At 34.1% G+C, this 23,085-nt stretch carries 23 protein-coding genes and 1 pseudogene; 16 read left to right on the forward strand and 8 right to left on the reverse strand.

What is annotated here, in order from left to right:
• The 5 genes from ACQY56_RS09095 to ACQY56_RS09115 are packed head-to-tail and all read right to left on the reverse strand — an operon-like array spanning position 1 to position 4,278.
• On the reverse strand, positions 1-804 hold the full coding sequence (locus ACQY56_RS09095) for a 3'-5' exonuclease (RefSeq protein WP_428737935.1): 804 nt from the start codon (positions 802-804) through the stop codon (positions 1-3).
• On the reverse strand, positions 791-1,378 hold the full coding sequence (locus tag ACQY56_RS09100) for a phosphoribosylanthranilate isomerase (protein WP_428737936.1): 588 nt from the start codon (positions 1,376-1,378) through the stop codon (positions 791-793). The genes ACQY56_RS09095 and ACQY56_RS09100 overlap by 14 nt, the downstream gene beginning before the upstream one ends.
• Before the next feature lie 9 nt (positions 1,379-1,387).
• On the reverse strand, positions 1,388-2,029 hold the full coding sequence (gene rpe, locus ACQY56_RS09105; RefSeq protein WP_428738062.1) for a ribulose-phosphate 3-epimerase: 642 nt from the start codon (positions 2,027-2,029) through the stop codon (positions 1,388-1,390).
• A 51-nt stretch (positions 2,030-2,080) separates the two neighbouring features.
• The gene (locus ACQY56_RS09110; RefSeq protein WP_428737937.1) at positions 2,081-3,475 is read right to left on the reverse strand and encodes a chemotaxis protein CheX; all 1,395 of its coding nucleotides are present in this window, start codon (positions 3,473-3,475) and stop codon (positions 2,081-2,083) included.
• On the reverse strand, positions 3,472-4,278 hold the full coding sequence (locus tag ACQY56_RS09115; protein ID WP_428737938.1) for an HDOD domain-containing protein: 807 nt from the start codon (positions 4,276-4,278) through the stop codon (positions 3,472-3,474). The genes ACQY56_RS09110 and ACQY56_RS09115 overlap by 4 nt, the downstream gene beginning before the upstream one ends.
• 157 nt (positions 4,279-4,435) lie before the next feature.
• Here ACQY56_RS09115 and rpmB point away from each other — a divergent pair, with 157 nt between their 5' ends.
• The 7 genes and pseudogenes from rpmB (at position 4,436) to ACQY56_RS09150 (ending at position 9,286) form a co-directional block, all read left to right on the forward strand.
• Positions 4,436-4,624, forward strand: a complete 189-nt coding sequence (gene rpmB, locus ACQY56_RS09120) for a 50S ribosomal protein L28 (RefSeq protein WP_428737939.1) — start codon at positions 4,436-4,438, stop codon at positions 4,622-4,624.
• Positions 4,625-4,641: 17 nt separating this feature from the next.
• Positions 4,642-5,772, forward strand: coding sequence for a potassium channel family protein (locus ACQY56_RS09125; protein WP_428737940.1), 1,131 nt, complete (start codon positions 4,642-4,644; stop codon positions 5,770-5,772).
• Entirely contained in the window at positions 5,765-6,943 is a 1,179-nt protein-coding gene (argJ, locus tag ACQY56_RS09130; RefSeq protein ID WP_428737941.1) for a bifunctional glutamate N-acetyltransferase/amino-acid acetyltransferase ArgJ, read from the forward strand. Before ACQY56_RS09125 ends, argJ begins: the two co-directional genes overlap by 8 nt.
• 10 nt (positions 6,944-6,953) lie before the next feature.
• Positions 6,954-7,541 (forward strand): TetR/AcrR family transcriptional regulator, encoded by a 588-nt coding sequence (locus ACQY56_RS09135; protein ID WP_428737942.1) that lies wholly within the window; start codon positions 6,954-6,956, stop codon positions 7,539-7,541.
• Positions 7,542-7,619: 78 nt separating this feature from the next.
• Positions 7,620-8,102: a hypothetical protein gene (locus ACQY56_RS09140; RefSeq protein WP_428737943.1), complete on the forward strand. Its 483-nt coding sequence runs from the start codon at positions 7,620-7,622 to the stop codon at positions 8,100-8,102.
• Positions 8,092-8,517, forward strand: a complete 426-nt coding sequence (locus tag ACQY56_RS09145) for a PaaI family thioesterase (protein WP_428737944.1) — start codon at positions 8,092-8,094, stop codon at positions 8,515-8,517. The genes ACQY56_RS09140 and ACQY56_RS09145 overlap by 11 nt, the downstream gene beginning before the upstream one ends.
• Positions 8,518-8,528: 11 nt before the next feature.
• A pseudogene (locus tag ACQY56_RS09150) lies at positions 8,529-9,286 on the forward strand (ATP-binding protein).
• A gap of 9 nt (positions 9,287-9,295) precedes the next feature.
• On the opposite strand, the gene ACQY56_RS09155 reads toward ACQY56_RS09150, so the two are convergent.
• Genes ACQY56_RS09155 through ACQY56_RS09165 form a run of 3 tightly spaced genes read right to left on the reverse strand, consistent with a single transcriptional unit; the run spans position 9,296 to position 13,203 of the window.
• Positions 9,296-9,829 (reverse strand): gamma carbonic anhydrase family protein, encoded by a 534-nt coding sequence (locus ACQY56_RS09155; protein ID WP_428737945.1) that lies wholly within the window; start codon positions 9,827-9,829, stop codon positions 9,296-9,298.
• Positions 9,830-9,838: 9 nt separating this feature from the next.
• Complete coding sequence (locus tag ACQY56_RS09160) at positions 9,839-11,932, reverse strand: RNA degradosome polyphosphate kinase (RefSeq protein WP_428737946.1); 2,094 nt, start codon at positions 11,930-11,932, stop codon at positions 9,839-9,841.
• Positions 11,933-11,988: 56 nt separating this feature from the next.
• Complete coding sequence (locus ACQY56_RS09165) at positions 11,989-13,203, reverse strand: apolipoprotein N-acyltransferase (protein ID WP_428737947.1); 1,215 nt, start codon at positions 13,201-13,203, stop codon at positions 11,989-11,991.
• 84 nt (positions 13,204-13,287) lie between these two features.
• Between ACQY56_RS09165 and yajC the strand changes: the two genes are divergently transcribed.
• Genes yajC through ACQY56_RS09210 form a run of 9 tightly spaced genes read left to right on the forward strand, consistent with a single transcriptional unit; the run spans position 13,288 to position 23,077 of the window.
• Positions 13,288-13,554: a preprotein translocase subunit YajC gene (yajC, locus tag ACQY56_RS09170; RefSeq protein ID WP_428737948.1), complete on the forward strand. Its 267-nt coding sequence runs from the start codon at positions 13,288-13,290 to the stop codon at positions 13,552-13,554.
• Positions 13,544-15,109, forward strand: a complete 1,566-nt coding sequence (secD, locus tag ACQY56_RS09175; RefSeq protein ID WP_428737949.1) for a protein translocase subunit SecD — start codon at positions 13,544-13,546, stop codon at positions 15,107-15,109. The genes yajC and secD overlap by 11 nt, the downstream gene beginning before the upstream one ends.
• Positions 15,110-15,111: 2 nt before the next feature.
• Positions 15,112-16,083, forward strand: coding sequence for a protein translocase subunit SecF (gene secF, locus ACQY56_RS09180; protein WP_428737950.1), 972 nt, complete (start codon positions 15,112-15,114; stop codon positions 16,081-16,083).
• A gap of 13 nt (positions 16,084-16,096) precedes the next feature.
• A complete protein-coding gene (locus ACQY56_RS09185; protein ID WP_428737951.1) occupies positions 16,097-16,435 on the forward strand; it encodes a DUF6394 family protein in 339 nt (112 codons plus the stop codon).
• Positions 16,436-16,460: 25 nt separating this feature from the next.
• Positions 16,461-18,914 (forward strand): leucine--tRNA ligase, encoded by a 2,454-nt coding sequence (leuS, locus tag ACQY56_RS09190; RefSeq protein WP_428737952.1) that lies wholly within the window; start codon positions 16,461-16,463, stop codon positions 18,912-18,914.
• Between the two features lie 3 nt (positions 18,915-18,917).
• Positions 18,918-19,439 (forward strand): LPS assembly lipoprotein LptE, encoded by a 522-nt coding sequence (gene lptE, locus ACQY56_RS09195; protein ID WP_428737953.1) that lies wholly within the window; start codon positions 18,918-18,920, stop codon positions 19,437-19,439.
• Between the two features lie 2 nt (positions 19,440-19,441).
• On the forward strand, positions 19,442-20,983 hold the full coding sequence (locus tag ACQY56_RS09200; protein ID WP_428737954.1) for a GGDEF domain-containing protein: 1,542 nt from the start codon (positions 19,442-19,444) through the stop codon (positions 20,981-20,983).
• Between the two features lie 2 nt (positions 20,984-20,985).
• Positions 20,986-22,131: a bifunctional folylpolyglutamate synthase/dihydrofolate synthase gene (locus ACQY56_RS09205; protein ID WP_428737955.1), complete on the forward strand. Its 1,146-nt coding sequence runs from the start codon at positions 20,986-20,988 to the stop codon at positions 22,129-22,131.
• A complete protein-coding gene (locus tag ACQY56_RS09210; protein WP_428737956.1) occupies positions 22,124-23,077 on the forward strand; it encodes a M23 family metallopeptidase in 954 nt (317 codons plus the stop codon). The genes ACQY56_RS09205 and ACQY56_RS09210 overlap by 8 nt, the downstream gene beginning before the upstream one ends.
• Positions 23,078-23,085: the final 8 nt, after the last annotated feature.

The raw sequence follows: 23,085 nt of genomic DNA on the forward strand, positions 1-23,085 counted from the left end.
TTACTTTGTAGTCTCTTCCTCTGTTACCAAAGGATCAAACTTTGGACGTTTGAGCCGTTTAGCCTCTTTTGAAAAACGGATCAAATCCTCTACATTTTTTACATTTTCATCTATATGTTCTAATGATAATAAAAATAGCCCATAAGTAGTAAGTACATCACTCATAGCCCTATGATGTTGTGCATTTGGATTTAAGTTGAGTGAATCGTTAAGGTATGAAAGTGCATATCGGTACGAAACGATAGTTCGCTCAGCTAGAGCTAATGAACATAACGAACGATTTAGAAGTGCTGGTAAGCCAATTTTTTGCATACTTTTAGAGATAAACATATAATCAAATTTTACATCATGTGCTATAAATATAGCATCTCCTAAAAATGTTTTAAACTCTGTTAAAACCTCTTTGAGATGTGGAGCATCTTTTGTATCTTCCACTTTGATACCTGTAATCTCGGTAATGGCTGGATTGATATTTTCAACATATACTAAAGATTCAAAACGATCTATGATTTTTTTGTTTTGTACTTTGACAGCGGCTATCTCAATGATCTGGTGTTTCTCAATTTTAGAACCATTTGTTTCTATATCTACTATACAAAATTCAGCTTCATTAAGTGGAATAAATCGAGTATCAAAGTAAAAATACCCCTCATGTTTTACTATATTTAAACCTTGAAGTTTAAAAAGTTCAAGAGAGGTATCAAGCTCGTCATTGAGTTGATCTTTTAAAGTTTTAAGAGAGAGACCTTTGCTAGAGAGTCTTGAGATACTTCTATCATCTAGTGAAATATTATGCCTTAGCATTCGCGATAAACTCTCTCACTTTCTTATGATCTTTTTTTCCGTGACTTAACTCTACACCACTACTTACATCAACACCATAAAACCCATACTCTTTAAGAGAGGCTACATTTTGAGGATTAAGACCTCCAGCTAAGATAATTTTAGAGCAGTCAATATCTTCAAACCATTCTATATTGATCCGTTTCCCAGCACCACCATACGTTTCACAGTAGGCATCAACCAATCTGTACTCATCATTAAAGTTTAGAATATCTTCTTTTGTTTGTGCACGGATAACTTTAATATGTGGAGTTTTGAGTTGGTTGCAGAAATCTTGGTCAACCTCAAAATGAAGTTGTGCTAACGTAGCTCCTGTTTGTTGGCAAATCGTATCGATCTCTTGTGGAGTTACATTTACAAAAAGGGCAACTTTTTCAACAAAAGGGGGAAGTTGTGCAATTATCTCTTTCGCTTTTTGTGGAGTGAGATATCTTGGAGATTTCTCATAAAATACAAAACCAAGTGCATCTGCACCAGCTTCGATCGCAACCATAGCATCTCGATAAGAAGTGATTCCACAAATCTTCGTGCGCATAGTCATTATTTAAACTTGTAGACTTTTAATAGCAGCGGCTCGATCAGTCTGTTTAAATACATAACTTCCAGCTACAACAACATCGACACCAGCTACTTTGAGATCATAAACATTTTCATTATTCACACCACCATCAACTTCTATAAGACAGTTAGGGTTGAGGCGATCACGCATCTCTTTTAAACGTGCAGCTTTAGGGATAACACTCTCGATAAAACTTTGTCCACCAAAACCAGGATTTACACTCATCAGAAGTACCATATCTAAATCCTGAAGTAAAAACTCGATAGCTTCAGGTGGAGTATGTGGATTTAAAACAATAGCAGGTTTTATCCCATAACTTCTGATCTTTTGAATAAGTCTGTGAGGGTGTTTCTCCTCTTCAATGTGAAAAGATATATATTCAGGTTTGAGTGGTGCAAAAAGCTCAACAAAAAAAGTGTTATTTTCAACCATTAAGTGTACATCTAAAGGTTTAGTTGCTACTTTTGCAACTGCTTCAACAACAACAGGTCCAATAGTTAAGTTTGGTACAAAGTGACCATCCATTACATCAACATGTACTAGATCGCATCCACCCTCACAAATCTCTTTTACATCTTTCGCTAAATTTCCAAAGTCTGCAGATAAGATACTAGGTGCTATTTTAATCATTTTATGTTCCATCTCTTTTAGTTTTCAAATTATAGAAAAAACTAGCTTTTATCTTGTTAAGAAAAATACAAACTTATCATTACTAAAATTCAAATGAACCTCGACAGCACTTCTCTCTTGTGTTACTTCAAGTAAAGAATCAATATCAGGGTATGTTCTTGGCAGTGTAATATCAACACTATGGTTATCATCTGCTAGTAAAGTTTTTATTTTACCACCTACAATATTTACAAGTTCAGCTAGAGTATCTAAGATCATATCTTTGTCATCTGTAGCTTCACCAATGAGAAGCTCACACGCTTTTTTTGCAATAGCAAGAGGAAATACTAAAATAACCATCCCATCTAAGTCACCATAAAATCCTATAGAACTTGCGATTTTGTTTTCTTTATCTTTTATGACAATTTTATCTACTTTAGCACTCTCTTTAACAGCCTTAGCATTTGTCATCATCTCTATCGTTGCAACTGCTGCATCTATAAAGTTTGGTAGTTCAGTTACTACTTGTTTTGTTAGAGCACGTTTATTTTTTGTTGCAGCTGCACTACTTGCTCCTAGTTCATTGAGAAGCTCTTTGTTTTGTAAGATATCATCCATTTGATCAAAGAACATTATTCCAGAGTCTTCCATTGTCTCTTTAAACTCTTGAGGGGTTTTATCAAACGTCATCCCTACAAAACAAATAGTAGCATTAAACTCTGCTGCAGATGAGGCTAGTTTTGAGAAAAAGTTGAGGGCATGAATATTCATACTTACAACTTTATAAGCATCAAAAATAAAAAGGCGAAAGCCAACATGTAAAGAGTTGTTATGGTAAGCAATATTAAAAGTATTTCCAATCTCTGCGTCTAAAAATGAAGTTACTGTGTAGATAATGGCATTTCCCGTAACACGGGTAGCTACACTTTGCCCCATTTGTCCAAGATAAGTATGCTCAATGATAACATCGTATGAGCCTTCAGCTTGGGATTTTTCATCAAACTCCTCTTGAGACTGAGCGATAATAGGGTTATGCCCATTATCGTGTAACTCAATTGCCATCGCTGCACGTTGTGACTTATCACTACTATAAAGCAAGACATTTTTTTGTTGGTTTTTAAAACTTGTGGAAAAGAGTTCAGCAACTTCAAGGGAGTGAAATAAAGAGAAATTTAACCCTTCCTTGTAAAAACTTTTCATCGCTTTGTATTTTTTAGCATCATAGTCACAAAACCCTACTACTATGTGCTTTTCTGAACGTACTTTTTTGAACATTTTTACAAAAGCATCCAGACCATTTCGATTAAAAAAGATCACACGTTTTAATGAGACTAACACCATATCTACGTTTAATTTTGCAGTCGCTTCAATATCTTCAACACTCAGTAATGAGACTGCTGCATTACCATCTAAAAAGCCCTGAGGATTAAAAACACCTATACCATTTTTTACAACTGCTCTCATTGTTCAACTTCCGCTATATTCATAAAATCACCATAAATCTCTTCTACAAAATCTACTTGAAATTCGATAAAATCATTGAGCTGTGCAGCGATAAACTCTGGTTTTGATAATGTAAAAAACAGAAGTAAATGCATCCATTTTCCAAGTAACATAGTTTGTTCATCTTCGTAACTTTTTACACCCGAAGCTGCTTGAACTATCTCATATGTTTGTTGTTCCATATCCCATTTTTTCCCAATCTCTTCACAAATATCAAACAAATCCATAGCACACAATCTTTTTAGGATTGTATTGTAGTCTATATCATTTGCACTGCGTAATAAATGAACATCATTGATTTTTTCGCCAAAAAGAGCATCAGCTACGATGATACTAGCAGGAAGTAGGGCGATTGCACTCTCTATTTCTTTATCTTCAATATTGAGATGGGTAAGAATTTTTTTCCAAAGAGAGCTAAGGTGTGCTTGAAGTTCATAAAAAGTATGAGAGTTAAGTTCAAAGAGTGACCATTTAGCAGGGCTTAAAAGTGAAACCATATAGTTATAAACAGCTTGTTGTGAGCCTGAAAGCCCTAATATACCAAAGATTTGAGATATGTCACTTACTTCATTTCTAAAACCGAAAATGGGTTTATTGACAATATTTTTAAGATAGCTATTTAATGCTTTATCTTCGATAGCTACTTTAGCAGCCTTTGTAAGTTCTCCAGCATTTAATAGCATCATTGTTTGTTTTAATACTATGGGTGAGGGCGGAATTTTTTCTATAAAATCATCTATTTGAGCTTTTGTTATCAAGGGCACACTCTTCAATTATTTTGTAATTGGTTTAATTCTAGCTATAATTAGATAAAAGAATTATAAATTGTTATTTTGATGTAAGAACTATTTGGCTTAAGTTGAAGTTTTGCTTTAATTTGATATAATTCGCAACTTTAAAATATCATTCAAGGATACTAAAATGGCAAGAAGATGTGCTATCAGCGGCAAAGGGCCAATGAGTGGGAACAATGTTTCTCATGCGAAAAACAGAACAAGACGTCGTTTTTTACTAAACCTAAGAACAGTGCGTATCACATTAGAAGATGGTACAACGAAAAAAATTAAGATTTCTGCAAGAGAATTACGCACACTTAAGAAAAATTCGTAATTCGATAGGAACAGGTTTTGAATCTTTTAGAAAGGATTCGTAAATTTCTAAATTGGGAGTCTGCTCCCAAACCTGAACCAAAACTTCTACCTGAAGTTTACCCCCACTTAAAAGCATTTCGTTTACCCCTAATTTTAACTGTAATTGTCATGTTGATAGGAACTACTGGATATGTTCTTATAGATGATTTTCCAATTATTGATGCAATCTATCAAACAGCTGTAACATTTACTACGGTAGGTTTTGGAGAGATTCGTCCAATTTCAGATGCGGGTAGAATCTTTACAATCAATCTTATTATTGCAGGGTTTGCTGTATTTTCTAGTGCGATAGGTATTTTGATATCTGAGCTAAATAAGGGGCACTTAGTAGCTATATTTAAGGAGCGAAGAATGTTATATAAAATCGCAAGATTAAAAAAACATTTTGTTGTGTGTTATCATAATGACTACACTATTGAGGTGACAAAACAGTTACGTAAAAATCACATCCCTTTTGTTGTGATTGATCCAAGAGCTGAGATAGAAGCGTGGGCACTTGAGTATAAGTATCCACATTTCTTACAAGCTGAACCACATGCAGAAATGTCAATGTTAAAAGCGCATTTAGCTTCTGCAAAAGGTTTGATTACACTCTCGGATTCTATTGCTGATAATATTGCCTTAATTGCTTCAGTAAGGCTTTTTGAAAAAGAGCATTTTTTACCAAGACCTTATTATATAATTTCAGCCGCTGAATCTATGAGCGATGTTGAAAAACTAAAAAAACTAGGTTCAGATACAGTTGTAAGTCCAACAAAACTTACAGCACAAAGGGTTTCAGCGATGGCAGCTCGTCCAGATATGGAAAACCTGTTAGAGGAATTTTTATATAAAACTGATAATCCGATCGATATGCAAGAGATCGAAGTACCAAAATACTCTTGGGCAGTTCTGAAAAAACTCAAAGAGACACATATACGAGAGATCGCAAATACATCTGTAGTTGGAATTACAAAAAAAGATGGAAAATTTATGGCGATGCCAAAAGGGGATGTTTTAGTTACTAGTGAGTGTAAACTTTTAGTAATTGGGACACAAACAGGTATAAAAATAACAAGAGATATACTCAAGAAAAGATTAAAACCTAAGGAATTGAAATTTGTATAAAATAGAGCAAATAGAAGGTGGTGTATGCGCTGCAACTGGTTTTTTTGCTGATGGAATAAGTGCAGGTTTAAAGCTAAATAACAATAAAGATATGGCTTTTATCTATGCAGATACTTTATGTGATATAGCATCAACTTTTACGACAAATAAAATGGCTGCTGCACCTATTAAACACTTTAAAGCAAAGGGTGAGTTTAAAACAAATTTTGTACTCATCAATTCTAAAAATGCCAATGCGATGACGGGTATTGCTGGATTAAAAGATATAGAAGAGGTACTTTCACACCTACCAAGCCAAGTAAATAATCCTGTTATGAGTTCAACTGGTGTGATCGGTGTAAGACTTCCAAAAGAGAAATTAATTGCGGGTTTGGCAAAGTTTGATTTATCGCAAAAAAATCCAACTGCAGCAGCACAGGCTATCATGACAACAGATAGTTTTAAAAAAGAGATAGCTTTTAAAGTAACACTCAGTGATGGGAGTTTTTTTCATATAGGTGCTATGGCTAAGGGTGCTGGGATGATAAATCCTGCAATGGCAACAATGTTATGTTTTATAACAACAGATGCAGATATCGCTTCACTTAAGATGCAAAAGATACTTGATGATACAGTGATGACAACTTTTAATGCAGCTTCTGTTGATGGAGATACATCGACAAACGACACTGTAATGCTTCTATCAAACTCTAAAAGTGGTGCATTTGATGAGAGTGCTTTTGAAGATGCTTTATATCAAGTTATGGAATTCTTAGCTAAACAGATGGTAAAAGATGGTGAGGGTGCTACTAAACTAGTAACATATAAAGTCACAGGTGCAAAAAGTGATGATGAAGCTGAAGTTGTAGCTAAAGCACTTTCCAACTCTTTACTTGTAAAAACTGCACTCTATGGTGAAGATCCAAACTGGGGGCGTATAGCTTCAACTGTTGGTGCTAGTGGTGCATATGCAAAGGAAGAAACACTTACTATCTCTTTTGATAATGTTTGTGTATATGAAAAAGGGAATCTTTACTTTAATGCAGAGTTAGAGCCAAAAGCAGCGGCTATTATGAAAAAAGATGAGTTTACAATCTATTGTGACCTAGGTCTTGGAAATGGTACATTTACTGCATTTGGCTGCGATTTGGGATACGAATACGTAAAAATCAACGCGGATTATAGAACGTAAAAATTTTCTTATGGCTAAAAAACAAGTTACACGCGAGAAGTTGTTAGATATCACTTTTGAAGAGGTATATATTCATGGATATGCGGCAACTTCTATAGATGCCATTTTAAAAAAAGCAAAAGTTCCTAAAGGTTCTATGTACCATCATTTTAGATCAAAAAAAGCTCTTGTTTTAGCGATGATACAAGAGCGTTTATTTGTAAAGATGGATCAGATTTTTGTGTATGATAAACAGAAAGATAAAACAATTTTAGAAACTTTTCGGGATGTTTTTGCAAATCTTTCTAAGAATGCACTCCTTATAAAGTATGGGTGTCCACTCTATCGTCTTATGGTAGAACTTAGTCCTGTTGATGGTGAGTTTGACACCATTTTAACTTCAAAAGCCCTACAGATGAAAACTGGTATTAGCACATTATTACAAACAGGGATAGAGATAGGGGAGTTTGATGAGAGTTTAGATGTAGAGTCTTTTTCAGGCTTTATACTCAGTGGTGTATGGGGAATCCTCTCGTTATCTCCCTCTTTGTCTTCTTCAAAAAATTTTCTTTCTCAAAGCAAATATATACTCAATGAGTTAGAAAGCTATAAAAATTAGACTATTTAGTCTAATTTAAGCTAGATTTTTTTACACTATCACTAGACTAAATAGTCTAATATATTAAAAGGATAGTATATGTTTATAGTAGAATCAAATCCAAACCAAGAGATACAGATAGTTTTACGAAGAATAAAACAAAAGTTAGGGTTTATCCCTCCACATTTTGAGCTTTATGCAACAATAAATCCTCAAAGATTTATGATGTTTTTAGAGGAGATAAACTATATATCTAATCATAAAAATATTAATCCTGATTTTTTTATATTTCTTAGGTATAACATTGCAAAAAAGTACAATTTTGCATACTGTTATAAGTTTAATGAAAAGATGTTAAAAGCAAAAGGTTATAGCGAATTTGAGCCACTTCCACTTGATGAAAGACATCAAAAACTTTTTAATGTTGTTATGGATACTATGGGAAAACCAGAAGGTTTTAGTGTAATGGAAATTGAAAGTTTAAAACAACTTGGATGGAGTGATGCAGATATCTTTGATGCACTCGATCATGGGGCATTTTTATTTAAATTTTCTAAAATTTTACGTGCGTATGGGAAATAGTATGGAGAGTGTAGAGATTCCATTTGTCAAACATGTGGGTATTCAACAAACTGATGAAATCCTCTCTTTAGAGTATGACTCGCATCTACTCAATCACTTAGATACACTACATGCAGGAGCATTGTTTACTTTAGCAGAAACTGCAAGTGGTATTTATCTACAATCACTTTTTCCAGAGTATAAAGATAAAGCTCTTCCTTTACTTCGCTCTTCCAACATTCAATATAAAAAACCTACAACTAAAAATGTTTTTGCATATGCTTCTGTAGAGCGAGAAAGTCAAGAAAAGTTTGAACAACAGTTGCTTAAAAAAAATAGAGGTGTTATAATCATTTGTATTGATTTAAAAGATGCTGATGAAGTCATGGTTATGTCTGGGGAGTTTCATTGGTATGTAGAACTAAGGAAAATATAGTGGAACAAAAGATAGATTTTAAAAACTGTTATGCAGCGATATGGAGATCGAAAAAAGCTTTTTTAAAACCTGTAAAATATCTAGAAGATGTTCAATTTGAAAGCTTGATAGGAATTGAATCTCAAAAAACAGAACTTATCAAAAACACTAAGCGATTTTTACAAAAACTTCCCTCAAATAATGTGTTGCTTTGGGGTGCGAGAGGTACAGGAAAATCTTCTTTAATCAAAGCACTTCTAAGTAAATATAAGGATCAATCTCTCAGGGTAATTGAGATAGATAGAGATGATATGGATGACCTTATAGAGATAGCAGATATGATTAGAGATTTACCATATAGGTTTATAGTCTTTTGTATGATCTTTCTTTTGAAGAGGGTGAAAAAGGGTATAAAGGTTTAAAAAGAATCCTTGAAGGCTCTATAGAAGCTGCTCCTGAAAATATAAAGATATATGCTACATCCAATAGAAGACATCTTGTGCCAGAATACAACAGTGAAAACTTCAATACAAAAGTAAAAAATGATGGTGAGATACACTATGGAGATAGTGTAGAAGAAAAAATATCTCTTAGTGATCGTTTTGGGTTATGGCTTTCATTTTATCATGGTACGCAAAAAGATTATTTAGAGATAGTAGATAGTTACTTTCAAGATTATAAAGGGGATAGAGAAGCTTTACATAAAGAGGCTTTAATGTTTGCCCAAAGTAGAGCTTCTAAAAGTGGAAGAACTGCAAAACAGTTCTATAATAGTTTTTACAATAAATAGTGTATAAAATTAGTTATACTCGTTTTTAAAAGAGACATATCTTTTAGCTGAAGCGTATAATTCAGCTACTTCATCATCGCTTAGTTCACGTACAACTTTTGCAGGACTTCCCATAATGAGGCTTCTTGGTGGAAACTTTTTTCCTTTAGTCACTAAACTTCCAGCTCCAACGATACTCTCTTTACCGATCACTGCATCATCTAAAATAGTAGCGCTCATACCGATTAAACAGGCATCTTCGATTGTGCATCCATGTAACATCACTTTATGACCAACTGTTACATCGTTGCCGATAATTGTTGGACTTCCATCGCCTTGCTTTTGTCTATCTTCACCTTTATGGTGTGTAATGTGAACCATACTTAAGTCTTGAATACTAGTTCTATCGCCGATTTTAATATAGTGTACATCACCTCGTACTACTGTGCCAAACCAGATAGAACAATCTTCGCCAATTTCTACATCACCAATAACATCAGCTGAGGGTGCAATCCATGTATTGTTCCCAATTTTAGGGGAGTAGTTTTTAAAATCATAAATCATAATATTTTCCTAACTCTCTATAAATAATCGCTCAATCAAATGTTGAATATTTGTTGATGACTCTTTTCTAGTCGCTTTTGAGATTTTGTTGACATACTCTTCTAAAAGTTTATGGTTATTGATAGAACGCTCGTCAGCTTTTACTTTTGTATATGTCCCATCACTATGGAGTTCATGAGCAAGAACAGTATCTGAACACTGAAGATTTAGAATTTGAATAATTTTTTGTTGCGCATCTTCATCTTTAACAGCAGTTAAAAGCTCTATACGTCTCATTAAATTTCTTGGCATCCAGTCGGCACTTGAGATATATACTTTTGAAGTATCATTTTTAAAATAAAATGCACGGGCATGTTCAAGATATTTTCCTAGAATTGAGATAACTCTAATATTATCGCTTATCCCTTCAATTCCAGGTTTTAAACAACAAATTCCACGAACAATCAAGTCAACTTTTACACCAGCTTGACTTGCTTTATAAAGTGCGAGGATTACATCATCATCAACCAGTGAATTTACTTTTGCAATTATGCGACCATTTTCCCCTTGTCTCGTTTCGTTGTGTATAAGAGAAAGCAGTTTTGGTTTGATCTGTGATGGTGCCATATAGAGCTCATTGAGTTTTCCTTTTTTACTAAAACCAGTTAAAAAGTGGAAAAAACGTGTAAGATCATTCGTGACTTCATCTTTACTTGTCATATAACTCATATCTGTATAGATTTTTGCAGTTGATGGGTTATAGTTTCCAGTACCTAAGTGAGCGTATTGTTTCAATCTTCCATTTGTTCTACGAGTAACAAGTGCTGCTTTTGCATGTACTTTTAAACCTTTGATTCCATAAATAACGTGTGCACCAGATTTCTCTAGTGCTTTTGCCCAGATAAGGTTGTTTTCTTCATCAAAACGAGCTTTAAGCTCAACCATTACAGTAACTTGTTTTCCACTCTCACTTGCATCCATAAGTGCACGTACGATTGGTGAATTTTGACCTGAGCGATAAAGTGTCATTTTGATAGATACAACATCAGGGTCTTTTGCAGCTTGTTGGATAAGTTTAACAATTGGCTCAAAACTCTCATATGGGTGATACATAAAAATATCTTGTTTTTCTAATAGAGCAAAAAGGTTTTCATTTGCATCTAAAGGAGGGATATTTTTTGGTTTAAATGATGGTGCTAAAAGGTGTGCAAAATCTTTATTCCCAATAATTTGCCAAAGACTTGAAAGGTTTAAATCAGTATGAAATTTATAAATATCATCTTTATATACATTTGCATGGCGATTGAAAAAGTTGATGATTTCATCATCTGCATTACTTCCTACTTCAAGGCGTACCATTTCCCCTTTTCTACGAAGTTTTAGCCCCTCTTCAAGAATCTCCATAAAGTCATCAGCTTCCTCCTCTTCGATCTCGATATCAGCATTTCTAGTTACGCGAAATGAAGCGTATTTAAGTAGTTTATATCCTGGGAAAAGTTCTTCTACATGTTGCTCAACAACACTTTCAATTGGGAGATATATACCCTCTCCAAGTTCAACATAACGACTTAAAACACGTGGTACACGAACAATTCCAAAACGCTCAATAGTTTCATTTTCAGTATCTTGAAGTTTGACAATCAGTCCAAAACTTAAGTTATTTAAGTGTGGAAATGGGTGTGTAGGATCAACAGCAATAGGGATAATGACAGGATAGATATTTTCTTGAAAATAACGATTTATTTTGTGTTTATCTTGGTTGTTTAAATCATTGTAATTTTTTACAACAATCCCTTCAGCCTCAAGTTTTTTAAAAATCTCTGTTCTACAATGCTCTACCACTTGTTGCTCTTGATGTAGGTAATGTCTAATTTCACGTAGTTGTTGCAATGGTGTAAGTCTATCTGCACCTGAGACGATAATACCAGCAGAAAAGAGTTTTTTTAGACCTGCAACGCGAATCATATAAAACTCATCTAAATTTGTTCCATAGATAGCAAGAAATTTAAGACGCTCTAGTAATGGTAAAGTCTCATCTTGAGCTTGTTTTAAAACTCTTGTATTAAACTGTAGCCATGAAAGTTCGCGGTTATGATAGAAATTTGGATTTTTAAGATTTAACATAAAAACGTATCCTAATCTGTATAGAATTTTTGCGTATTATATCTAAAAATGCGTTTTTATTTGATTACACCGCTGCCTTTGTAGTTTGCTGAGTGGTAGATTGTAACACCATATTTTTTTGCATAATATTTCATAAGAAGGTGCTGGAGTGTTGGTTCAATCGATGGGGCAAACCAAGCATTATTACTAATAGCTACAACATAATCAACATCTCCCTGATAAATAGCATCTGTTGTAGCTTCATAACAGATGGCATTTCTTATTTTTGCTTTTCCGATAGTAAAATCAGTTGGTTCTTTTGCAGTTACAAAATCGCTAGCACCGTTAAAAAAAGTATCGTTTACAAATTTTTTCATAAAAGAGGGCAGTGGAATATACTCGCCAAAAGGGACAAGGACTACTTTTTTTGCTATAGAATATCTTCCATAGTCAAACATATAGGTTACATTGTAATGTTTACCATCTTCAACAAATAAGGCTCCAGCTATTATGGTGATTTCTTGTGAGAGTTTTTGCAACTTTTCTATAAGTTTTGGATTTTTATTTAGAAAAAGAGGAAAAACTGATTCGGGGAGGACTACTACTTCATAGCCCTCTCGTTTTGCCTGTACAATTTCCTTAAAAATCATCTCAACAGTGCTATAAAGATTTTTTTCTTCCCATTTATCCTCTTGCTTTATATCTGTTTGTACAACTTTCACATTTAATGGAAGAATTTTTTGATGCGGATAACCAAAATTGATGGCAAAGACAAGTAAAATAAGTGGAAAGTATTTGTATTTTGGATAATGTTTATAAGCAAAAACTGCGCCAGATAATGCAAATAGTACGATAGCAAACTGATATTTATATACCCCTATAAAACTATCTATAAAAAGAAGTTCAGGTTTAAACCAGTTCCAGTTAAAAGGTTGGAAATAACTCAGCCCGAGTAAAACCATCGCACGAAAAAATGGATTTGTTGTAAAATACATAGGGAGAAATAAAAGCATATAAAGCAGTCCAAATCCTAGAGTGACTATAGGGATCATAAAACCAACCCCTTGATACTCAAAACTAAACCCTATCCAATAAAACCAAAGTACCCCAATCGAAAAACCAGCTACCAAAACTGAACGCTTAGGTATGTATAAAATTGATGCAATAGCTATCAAACCTACAGCAGTGTTGAGAAGTTTATTTTCTAGTCCAATTGCACTTAAATAAATAAATGCACTAAACAATATAGCACTAGCGAGTCCAAATAAAATATCTTTTGTTTTTTCATTCATAATAACATTTTACACAATTTTACTAAGATATTAGTATTGTTTTTGTATAATCTCCCAATTTTATTCAAATAAGGAAGTTTAGGTATGGAATTAATCTCTCAATTATTACCGTTTGTATTTCTAATCGCAATTATGTACTTTGTGATTATTCGTCCACAACAAAAAGAAGCAAAAACTAAAAAAGATATGATCGAAGCACTTAAAAAGGGTGATAAAGTTATCACTGTTGGTGGCTTTATTGTTGTTGTTCATAAAGTTGAAGAGAATTTCTTCAGCGTTGAGATGAATAAAGACGTAATCGTAAAAATCACAAAAGACTCTATTGCAAAGAAGTATGAGGATGAAGCTTAATTATCGTATTGTAATCTTCACTTTAGCAATTATTTTTGGGATAGTTTTCTCTATCCCTTCACTGCTTCAAACTGAAGGTGGAAAAAAAATCACTCTAGGTCTTGATCTTCAAGGTGGTCTACATATGCTTCTTGGTGTCAAAACAGAAGAAGCTACAAAATCTCGTATTAAATCTATCACAGCTAGTATCAAACATTTCACAGAACGTAATGATATTTTAATTGATGGTTTGACATTTGATGATAATAGTGTAAAGTTTGAAGTTTTAGATGGTGATGAGATTGCAAAAATTAAAGAGTATGTTGCAGATATTGAGGGTTCAGTTGTAAGCATTAATAATCAAATTATTTCAGTAACTCTAACTCCACAAGAGATTGAAAAAACAAAAAAAATGGCAATCGATCAAGCGATTGAAACTATCAGAAACAGACTTGATCAGTTTGGTTTATCTGAACCAGTTGTTGCAAAACAAGGGGAAGAGAAAATCTTAGTTGAACTCGCAGGTATCAAAACACAAGAGGAAGAACAGCGTGCTCGTGAACTAATTAGTCGTGCTGCAAAGCTTGAGCTAATGGCTGTAGATGAAGATAGAGCAGGTCGTGTTTATAATATGAGTGCCTCAGATGCTGCTGCGTATGGGGATACTATCTTAGAAGATGTAAAAAATCCACAGATAAAATACCTAGTACGTGAAATTCCAATACTTGATGGTGGAATGTTGACAAATGCAAATGTAGGATTTGACCAAAATAACCGTCCAGTAATTAACTTTAAACTTAATGCTGAGGGTGCAGAGATATTTGGCGATTTTACAGGGAAAAATGTAGATAAACGTCTAGCAATTGTACTTGATGGCAAGGTATATTCAGCACCAAATATCAACGAGCGTATAGGTGGAGGTTCTGGACAAATCTCAGGAAACTATACAGTTGTTGAAGCAAAAGATTTAGCGATTGCTCTTAGAAGTGGAGCGTTATTAGCACCAATTTACATGGAAGAAAAACGCTCAGTTGGACCAAGTCTTGGAGCTGATTCGATCCAAGCTTCTATGGTTGCACTTATTGGTGGATTTGTTTTAGTTATTGCATTTATGGTTGTGTATTACCGTATGGCTGGTGTAATTGCAAACATTGCACTTATTGCAAACCTCTTTTTACTTTTAGCAGTAATGTCTCTTTTTGGTGCGACACTTACACTTCCTGGTATGGCTGGTATTGTTTTAACAGTTGGTATGGCAGTTGATGCCAATGTAATTATCTCTGAGCGTATTCGTGAGCTTATCAACGAGGGTAAATCAATGCATAAAGCGATAGAAGATGGATATGCAAATGCGATGAGTGCAATTTTAGATGCAAATATTACGACACTAATTGCTTCTGTTGTTTTATATGTGTATGGAACTGGGGCTATTAAAGGTTTTGCTATTACGATGAGTATCGGTATTTTAGCGTCGATGCTTACAGCAATACTTGGTACACACGGGATTTATCAGATGTTAGAGAATAAAATGATGAAAAGTAAAAACTATAAATTTTGGTTTGGGATCAAGGGGTAGAGATGGAATTTTTTAAATATACAAAACCTTTTGGATTTATGGGCAAATCAAAATTTGCTGCAATTATCTCTATTGTGATGATCTTGGCTTCTTATGCAGTTTTGGCAACAAAAGGGCTGAATTATGGTGTTGACTTTGCTGGTGGGACGATAGTTCAAGTAAAATACGATACAACTGCACCGATCGATGAGATGAGAAAAAAACTAGATGCTAATGAAGTTTTTAATAATGCTTCAATTACTGAGTTTGGATCGAGTGATGAAGTAGTAATTCGTTTAAAAACTACAACAGCAAGTGTAACAACTGATATTGGTGATCTTACACGTCAAGCGTTACAAGGAACAGGAAATTATGAAGTTCGTCGTGTAGATATAGTTGGTCCAAAAGTTGGAAATGAGCTGCGTGAAAAAGGGATCAAGGCGATGCTCTTAGCAATCATTGGGATTTTAGTGTATGTAGCGTTTAGATTTGAGTGGCGTTTTGCTGTTGCTTCTATTGTCGCATTAATTCACGACGTTTCAATCGCACTTGGGGCTGTAAGTTTATCTGGAATCGATGTAAATCTTGATGTGTTAGCAGCCTTGCTAACACTTCTTGGGTATTCTCTCAATGATACTATTATCGTTTTTGACCGTATTCGTGAAGGGATTGAAACAAGTAAGCAAACTGTTCTTGGAGAGATTATAGACGAATCAGTGACTAGAACGTTAGCTCGTACTACACTTACATCATTAACAACTTTCTTTGTTGTACTGACACTCTTTATGTTTGGTGGGGAGATTATCCATCCATTTGCATTTACGTTGTTAGTGGGTATAATTGTGGGAACTTATTCATCAATATTTGTAGCATCACCGATATTGATGTGGTTTGGATTTAATGTAAAAAATTATCACGAAAAATTAGCACAAAAAGCAAAACGTGAAGCAGAAAAAGAGAGAATGCGCCAACAGTTTGAATCTGGCGTAATGTAAAAAAGGAGATACAATGGATTGGGGTAAAGTAATATACGTATTTTTTTCGTTAATGAGTTTAACATCAATTGCAGGATTTTTATATGAAAATACTGCTATTTCACTGTTTGTTGCAGCAAGTGTAAACTTAGTTTCAACAGTTTTAAAAATAGGGGTTAGAAATCTTCTTTCAGCTGAGCTTCTTGCATCTTCACTCGTTGCTGATCTACATTTAATACCAGCATTTATATTTTTAGTAATTGTTGGAGATGATACTTGGGCTATTGCACTTGCAATTGGTGCACTTATTGCCAATGTATTTTCTATGGGACTTGTATATATTGAGAGTTCCAAAACACACGAAGAATATTAAGAACTATTTATCAAGGAATATTTAATTGGAATATAGCGCAAAAAGTATTGAGCAAAAATGGCAAAATTATTGGCAAGAAAACAATAGTTTTGAACCAAGTGAGGATTTTACAAAAGAGAAAAAATATATCCTCTCAATGTTCCCTTTCCCAAGTGGACGTTTACATATGGGACATGTTAGAAATTACTCTATAAGTGATGCTTTTGCACGTTATCACAGACAACAAGGTAAAAACGTGCTTCACCCAATCGGGTTTGACAGTTTTGGTATGCCAGCAGAAAATGCAGCGATCAAAAATAATGCAAACCCGAAAACTTGGACATACGACAATATCGACTATATGAAAAACGAGTTTTACTCACTCGGTTTTTCATTCTCTAAAAAACGTGAGTTAGCTACTTCAGACGAGTTATATACAAAGTTTGAACAAGCATTCATTATCGATATGTATGAAAAAGGTTTGCTTTACCGTGAAAAAGGGATGCTTAACTGGTGCCCTCACGATCAAACTGTTTTAGCAAATGAGCAGGTAGTTGACGGGTGTTGTTGGAGATGTGATACTCCGATCGTAAAAAAAGATATGAACCAGTACTACTTTAAGATCACGGCGTATGCTGATGAGCTTTTGGCTGATCTTAAAAAGCTTGAGGGTGGTTGGCCAAAACAAGTGCTTACAATGCAAGAGAACTGGATCGGAAAATCAAACGGTCTAGCATTTGATCTGTTCTTTGATGAGGATTCAAAAGCAAAACTTGGCGGCGCATTTGAGAGTTTTGATGTTTTCACAACTCGTCCAGATACTATTTACGGTGTAAGTTATACAGCCCTTGCTCCTGAGCATAAAATAGTTTCATATATGATCGAGAATAAACTGATCACAGATGAAAAAATTGCGCAGATTGAAGCTATGATCAACGCTTCAAATATTGACAGACAAAAAGAGAAAGCTGGACTAAGTTTAGATCTCAACGTAGTACATCCTTTAACCGGAAAGAAAATCCCTGTATGGATTGCAAACTTCGTACTTATGGACTATGGTTCAGGTGCAGTTATGGCAGTACCTGCACATGATGATCGTGACTACGAGTTTGCTACAAAATACGGCTTAGAGATCAATGCTGTTATCAAACCTTACGAGGGTGAATTAGAGCTTGATAAAAAAGCATTTACAGATGCTGGTGAGCTTTTTAACTCTTCAATCTTTGATGGAATGAATTCAAAAGAGTCTCAGGCAAAGATCATTGAGCATTTTGAAGCAAATAAACTTGGTCAAAAAACTACAAACTACAAACTAAAAGACTGGGGTGTTTCACGTCAGCGTTACTGGGGTGCGCCTATCCCTTTTATCCACTGTGATAATTGTGGATTAGTTATGGAAGATAAAGCAAACTTACCAGTTGCACTTCCAGAGGATGTTGTAATTACAGGTGAGGGAAATCCATTAGAGAAACACCCAACTTGGAAACACTGCAAATGTCCAAAATGTGGTAAAGACGCAGTTCGTGAAACAGATACTATGGATACATTCGTTGAATCTAGTTGGTACTTTTTACGTTTTTGTGCATCTGAGTTAAACTGGGAAGACGAAGCTTTTTCAGCAGAGCAAATTAAGTACTGGATGGGAGTAGATCATTACATTGGTGGGATTGAACATGCGATACTTCACCTTTTATATGCAAGATTTTTTACAAAAGTTTTCCGTGATTTGGGTTACTTAGAGTTTGACGAGCCGTTTGATAGATTGCTTACTCAAGGAATGGTGCTTAAAGATGGTGCAAAGATGTCAAAATCTAAAGGCAATACAGTTGACCCTGATGAGATTATTGCAAAATATGGAGCTGATACTGCACGTTTATTTATCCTTTTTGCAGCACCACCAACACAAGAGTTAGAGTGGAATGATAGTGGTGTTGAAGGTGCATATAGATTTATCAAACGTTTTTTTGAACGTTCAGTTAATGTGAATGTGACTGATACAATTCCAATAATCGATCATGCAACACTCTCTAAAGAGGAGAAATTTGCGCGTAAAAAAGTGTATGAAGCATTACAACGTTCAGAGGAAGTTTATAATGAGAGATACACTTTTAATACAATGATTGCAGGTGTTATGGAAGCAATGAATGCACTCAATGCGCAAGATAATGCAGATGTTTGGACTGAAGCTTACTGGATTTTTACTTCAATTTTAGAGCCGGTTATTCCACATACTTGTTGGGAGATAAGTGAAAAGTATTTTAATCTTAAAAACCTTGATAAACAAACAATTTTAGAAGAGGTTTTTATTGAAGACTCTATCATGTTAGGTGTTTCAGTCAATGGGAAAAACCGTGGTGAAATTGAGGTCTCAAAAGATGCTTCTAAAGAGGATATAATAGTTAATGCCAAAGAGGTTGTGGCTAAATGGCTTGATGGTAAAGAGATTGTAAAAGAGATAGTAGTACCTAATAAGCTTGTAAATATTGTAATAAAAGGTTAGATTTTGAAAAAGTATCTACTCTATTTTACATTGTTATCACTTTTGACAATAGGGTTCAATAGTTGTGGATACAAACCAAGCTCAAAATTTTCTCGTAATGTTACTGGAGAAAAAATCTCTACGAGTGTATACATTTCACTTGTTGATCCTGAAAATACTGTAATTATTAAAGATGCAGTAGATGCTGCAGTCGTCTCTGTATTTCATAATTCACTTGTTGAGAGAAAAGATGCAGATACACACTTAGATATACAGATGTCTTCACCCGCTTATACACCAATTCAATATAATAGTGATGGTTACGTTATTGGATATCGAGCAAGAGTTGTCCTTCATATCACAAGAGAGAGTGGTACTGAAAAAAAAGCTTACACGTCATATGGAACGTATGATTTTAGTGTAGAACCAAACGCCATTATTACAGATCAAGAGAGATTTAATGCGATTAAATACTCTGCTGCAAAAGCTATTGATTCATTTATTGCTAAAGTCTCAGCAGAGGGATCTTTAAAAAATAGGGAGTAGTTATGACTATCCAGGCTATTATCAACAATGCAGTTAAACGATTAAAAGATGAGGGTAAACTCCTCACTCCGGATTTTTATGCTGAGGCATTTTGTAAAGAAGCAACAAAAGCCAATATGAATATTGAAGATTGTAATCATCTTGTGAAATACAAAGAGATGCTCAATAAAGAACTTCAAAAAGACCTCAAAAACTATCGTATCAATACTATGCATGAATTCGCTAGGTTTTTAATCTCCAAAATAAACCGTACTAATCAAACTTTATGTTCCGATACACTAGAAGCACAATCTATCCTTACAAAAAGAATTTTACAAGTTGTTGAAGTCCTTCATAATAAAGAAGCAACTCAGTTAGCTCGTAAAACGATTGATCTGCTTGATAATGCCCCAAAACCAGATCAGCTAGATAGTTTTAGACAAAGATGGGTAAATTTTATAACTCTGTATGATGATACTTTTTTACATAAACTCAAATCTTTAGGCAAACTCGATACAACAGACCTTAAAAAGACAATAGAGGGGTTACAAGAGATAGATTATGGAGTTGTAGAAAATAATATAAGTCTTGAAAAAGTAGCAAGGTTCTTAGTCGCTTCTTTTGTACCATCTATCGCCTCTAGCGTGAATGATACCATCGCAGATTTAAGTGAAAAGATTCGTAAAAATCCACAAATTCTTGATGACGATAGTATAGAGAATGAAGTAAAAGCTGCTATTGCTCTTAGAATTGCACTTGATAAAAAAAGTGTAAAAGAGATGATCGAGTCAATCGATGGAGTGCTTGATAAACTTTCACTTCGTTTAATTGATATGATTGAAAAATCTGATAGCTCTAATGTTGAGATACAAGAGATAAAAAGAGAGTTAGAATCATATAATGAAAAAACAACTTCAAACTTTAAACTAGCACATCAAAAGCTTTTTACTATAGCAGTAGCACTAGAGAAAAATACGGCTGCTCTTTCAAAAGACTTAAAAAATCATAATCAAGATGTTATGGCTATGAGTGTAAAAATTAAAAAGCTTGAACAAGAGTTAGAGGAAGCTAAAAAAGATTCTAAAGAGGACTTTTTAACAAAACTTTACAATAAACGCGCACTTGATGAGTTTTTAGACTTAAAAGAGGGTGAGTTTAAAAGATATGAGCGAAATTTTACAATCATTATGTTTGATATAGATCACTTTAAAAAAGTAAATGATACTTATGGACATGGTGCAGGAGATGCTGTCCTTTCTGCTTTTGCAAGAATACTTAAAAAAGAGTGTAGAAATGTTGATATCGTAGGGCGTTATGGTGGTGAGGAGTTTATGGCACTGCTAAGCGATACAGATGTTAAAGGTGGTGTTGTGTTTGCAAATAAAGTTCGTGAGCATGTGAAAAAATCAAAGTTTATGTATAGAGGTGAGAGGATAAATGTCACTGTAAGTGCTGGAGTGAGTCAGCGAAGAGATTCTGTTGGACTAAAAGATGCCTTAGAACATGCAGATAAATGTTTATACAATGCTAAACATAATGGACGTGATCGTGTGGAGTCTAAATAAGCGTGTTACGAAATTTTTTAGAGGCTAAACCACTCTACTATACAGAGATAGATTATACGCGTATGCCACGTGCATATGAATCTATAAAAGATAAACTCCAACTACCAAAAATTATTCATATTATTGGTACAAATGGGAAAGGGACAACAGGACGATTTTTAGCTACTGCTTTACATAATCAAAATTATAAAGTTTTACATTATACCTCTCCTCATATTTTAGAATTTAATGAACGTATTTGGATTAATGGAAAAAATATAAGTGATGAGCAATTAGAATCTTTACACCAAGAGTTGCTAACTTTACTCAATCAAGAGTTTATAGAGAGTTTAAGTTATTTTGAATATACCACTTTTTTAGCGGTTTTAGCAGCACATGAATGTGACTATCTCATCTTAGAAGCTGGACTTGGTGGTGAACATGATGCAACATCTGTATTTGAAAATGTTTTAACATTAGTGACACCAATAGATAAAGACCACGAAGCTTTTTTAGGTAAAACTATTAAGAGTATTGCTACAACGAAGTTAAATGCAGTGCAACATAAAGCGATTTTAGCAAAACAAAAACATCAAGATATATATTCAGTTGCTAAAAAGATAGCCTTGCAAAAAAGCGTTTCAATAACTACAGTTGAGAACTACATCACAAAAGAAGATGACGAGAAGATTTCTCAAATTACACAGCAAAATACTCTTCCTACATATCTTATAGAGAATCTTCGTTTGAGCATATCTGCATTAAAAGAGTTAGGGATTGAATATACCTCAAACGATTTTTTAAACTCAAAATTATTTGGAAGACTTACACAACTGAACCAAAATGTTTTAATAGATGTTGGGCACAATGCTTTAGCAGCTGAAGCGATTTATGAGGTTTTAAAAGGTTCAAAATATACTTTAGTGTATAATAGCTATAAAGATAAGGACTATAAGCAAATTTTAAAGATTTTAAAACCAATTATAAAAGAGTTATTGGTTATCAAAGTGGTTGATAGTAGAATCGAAAAAAGGGAAAATTTAGAATCTGCGTTAATTGAGTTAAATATTTCATTTAAACAGTTTGAAAAAGTAGATGATAATGAATCATATCTCGTTTTTGGTTCCTTTAGTGTTGTAGAGGAGTTTTTAAAGGTGTATCGTGGATAAACATTTTACTATTACCATTCATGATGATAACGGGGTAAAGCAGTTTAACTTACATCAATTTTTCAAACAGATTTTATTTTATGTAGTTGTTTTTTTACTTACATTAGGTTTGATTGGTGTTGGGACGATCCTTTATTTAAACGATTCAGTAAATCAGATAGAACTTAAAAAAGATGGGGTTGAAAAAGCCTATGAAGATCTTCAAACACAAAATAATCTTCTTTTAGAAAGTATGACTGAAACACAACTATTACTCACTTCTAAAAAAGAGGAATTAGAGGAGTTATCTGATTCACTCTCAGAGATTGAACAGATGATTGGTTTAAAACCAATCGATGAAGAGAGTTTACAAGAGAGAGTTTCCCTGGCAAAACTCTCTTCATCACAACGTTCTACACTTTTAAAACTTATCCCTAGTGGAACTCCAGTTGAATATAATGGAATCACAAGTAAATTTGGTTATAGAATACACCCAACACTCAATACAAAAGAGTTCCATCGTGGAACTGATTTAAAAGCACAAATGGATACACCAATTCATGCGACAGCAGATGGTGTAGTAGAGTGGGCTGGTTTTCATAAAAGTAGTGGGTATGGAAATCTTATAATTTTAGAACATGTATATGGTTTTAAAAGTTATTTCGGACATTTAAATAAAATTGTGATAAAATCAGGGCAATTTGTACAAAAAGGGCAACTTATAGGCTATACTGGAAACTCTGGTATGAGTAATGGTCCACATTTACATTATGAAATTCGTTTTATACATAGGGTTTTAAATCCATACTATTTTATAAAGTGGACACAACAAAACTACGATGAAATCTTTGAAAAGGAAAACAAGGTACCATGGCAATCTTTAATAACAGCGACGTCGAGACTAACATATCAACCGACACTAACACAACCATCATCACAACTGGCGCAAAAATCAAAGGAGAAATAGAACTCTCT

Source organism: Sulfurimonas sp., assembly GCF_050296975.1.
Taxonomy (GTDB): Bacteria; Campylobacterota; Campylobacteria; order Campylobacterales; family Sulfurimonadaceae; genus Sulfurimonas.